Annotated in this window: 1 rRNA gene; it reads left to right on the forward strand. The window is 47.5% G+C overall.

The annotated features are described in order from the left end of the window. Positions 1-55 precede the first annotated feature (55 nt). A 16S ribosomal RNA gene (locus tag J4G36_RS18335) occupies positions 56-278 on the forward strand; the annotation flags it as partial.

Below are 278 nucleotides of genomic sequence, written 5' to 3' on the forward strand. Positions count from 1 at the left end.
CGAATCTTCGGATTCAAAGTCAGCAAAATGAAACTCGAGCTATTCAAGTTTCTCTATTATGGAGAGTTTGATCCTGGCTCAGGACGAACGCTGGCGGCATGCCTAATACATGCAAGTCGAGCGAACGTTTTAAGAAGCTTGCTTCTTAAAACGTTAGCGGCGGATGGGTGAGTAACACGTGGGCAACCTGCCCTGCAGATGGGGATAACTCCGGGAAACCGGGGCTAATACCGAATAATCAGTTTGTTCGCATGAACAAACTCTGAAAGACGGCTTAC

It is taken from the genome of Sporosarcina sp. 6E9 (assembly GCF_017921835.1).
Classification (GTDB): Bacteria; Bacillota; Bacilli; order Bacillales_A; family Planococcaceae; genus Sporosarcina.